Source organism: Streptomyces sp. NPDC052023, assembly GCF_044548465.1.
Taxonomy (GTDB): domain Bacteria; phylum Actinomycetota; class Actinomycetes; order Streptomycetales; family Streptomycetaceae; genus Streptomyces.
Map to the genome: position 1 here is coordinate 1 of NZ_JBIUBW010000050.1, position 2,389 is coordinate 2,389.

At 56.8% G+C, this 2,389-nt stretch carries 1 rRNA gene; it reads left to right on the forward strand.

The features are described 5' to 3' along the window. Positions 1 to 2,367: ribosomal RNA gene (locus ACIHCM_RS37475) — 23S ribosomal RNA — on the forward strand; the annotation flags it as partial. Between the last annotated feature and the right edge of the window lie 22 nt (positions 2,368 to 2,389).

Below are 2,389 nucleotides of genomic sequence, written 5' to 3' on the forward strand. Positions count from 1 at the left end.
TTCAGTAGCACGCTCAAGACCCGAAGCGGAGTGATCTAGCCATGGGCAGGTTGAAGCGGAGGTAAGACTTCGTGGAGGACCGAACCCACCAGGGTTGAAAACCTGGGGGATGACCTGTGGTTAGGGGTGAAAGGCCAATCAAACTCCGTGATAGCTGGTTCTCCCCGAAATGCATTTAGGTGCAGCGTCGTGTGTTTCTTGCCGGAGGTAGAGCACTGGATAGGCGATGGGCCCTACCGGGTTACTGACCTTAGCCAAACTCCGAATGCCGGTAAGTGAGAGCGCGGCAGTGAGACTGTGGGGGATAAGCTCCATGGTCGAGAGGGAAACAGCCCAGAGCATCGACTAAGGCCCCTAAGCGTACGCTAAGTGGGAAAGGATGTGGAGTCGCACAGACAACCAGGAGGTTGGCTTAGAAGCAGCCACCCTTGAAAGAGTGCGTAATAGCTCACTGGTCTAGTGATTCCGCGCCGACAATGTAGCGGGGCTCAAGCGTACCGCCGAAGTCGTGTCATTGCAGCATGAGGGCCAACGCCCGCTGTGATGGGTAGGGGAGCGTCGTCTGCCGGGTGAAGCAGCCGCGTAAGCGAGTTGTGGACGGTTGACGAGTGAGAATGCAGGCATGAGTAGCGATACAAACGTGAGAAACGTTTGCGCCGATTGACTAAGGGTTCCTGGGTCAAGCTGATCTGCCCAGGGTAAGTCGGGACCTAAGGCGAGGCCGACAGGCGTAGTCGATGGATAACCGGTTGATATTCCGGTACCCGCTGTGAAGCGTCAAACATCGAGCATCGTGATGCTAAGGCCGTGAAGCCGCCCTGATCTCTTCGGAGTTGAGGGGAGTGGTGGAGCCGCCGGACCAAGCGGTTAGTAGGTGAGTGATGGGGTGACGCAGGAAGGTAGTCCATCCCGGGCGGTGGTTGTCCCGGGGTAAGGGTGTAGGCCGTGCGATAGGTAAATCCGTCGTGCGTGTGGCTGAGACCTGATGCCGAGCCGATTGTGGTGAAGTGGATGATCCTATGCTGTCGAGAAAAGCCTCTAGCGAGTTTCATGGCGGCCCGTACCCTAAACCGACTCAGGTGGTCAGGTAGAGAATACCGAGGCGTTCGGGTGAACTATGGTTAAGGAACTCGGCAAAATGCCCCCGTAACTTCGGGAGAAGGGGGGCCACGTCTGGTGATCGGATTTTCTCCGTGAGCTGGGGGTGGCCGCAGAGACCAGCGAGAAGCGACTGTTTACTAAAAACACAGGTCCGTGCGAAGCCGTAAGGCGATGTATACGGACTGACGCCTGCCCGGTGCTGGAACGTTAAGGGGACCGGTTAGCTCCATTTCGGTGGGGCGAAGCTGAGAACTTAAGCGCCAGTAAACGGCGGTGGTAACTATAACCATCCTAAGGTAGCGAAATTCCTTGTCGGGTAAGTTCCGACCTGCACGAATGGCGTAACGACTTCTCGACTGTCTCAACCATAGGCCCGGTGAAATTGCACTACGAGTAAAGATGCTCGTTTCGCGCAGCAGGACGGAAAGACCCCGGGACCTTTACTACAGTTTGATATTGGTGTTCGGTTCGGCTTGTGTAGGATAGCTGGGAGACTGTGAAGCTTGGACGCCAGTTCAGGTGGAGTCGTCGTTGAAATACCAGTCTGGTCGTGCTGGATGTCTAACCTGGGTCCGTGATCCGGATCAGGGACAGTGTCTGATGGGTAGTTTAACTGGGGCGGTTGCCTCCTAAAGGGTAACGGAGGCGCCCAAAGGTTCCCTCAGCCTGGTTGGCAATCAGGTGTTGAGTGTAAGTGCACAAGGGAGCTTGACTGTGAGACCGACGGGTCGAGCAGGGACGAAAGTCGGGACTAGTGATCCGGCGGTGGCTTGTGGAAGCGCCGTCGCTCAACGGATAAAAGGTACCCCGGGGATAACAGGCTGATCTTCCCCAAGAGTCCATATCGACGGGATGGTTTGGCACCTCGATGTCGGCTCGTCGCATCCTGGGGCTGGAGTCGGTCCCAAGGGTTGGGCTGTTCGCCCATTAAAGCGGTACGCGAGCTGGGTTTAGAACGTCGTGAGACAGTTCGGTCCCTATCCGCTGTGCGCGTAGGAGTCTTGAGAAGGGCTGTCCCTAGTACGAGAGGACCGGGACGGACGAACCTCTGGTGTGCCAGTTGTTCTGCCAAGGGCATGGCTGGTTGGCTACGTTCGGGAGGGATAACCGCTGAAAGCATCTAAGCGGGAAGCCTGCTTCGAGATGAGGACTCCCACCCACTTGATGGGGTAAGGCTCCCAGTAGACGACTGGGTTGATAGGCCGGATATGGAAGCACGGTAACGTGTGGAGTTGACCGGTACTAATAGGCCGAGGGCTTGTCCTCAGTTGCTCGCGTCCACTGTGTT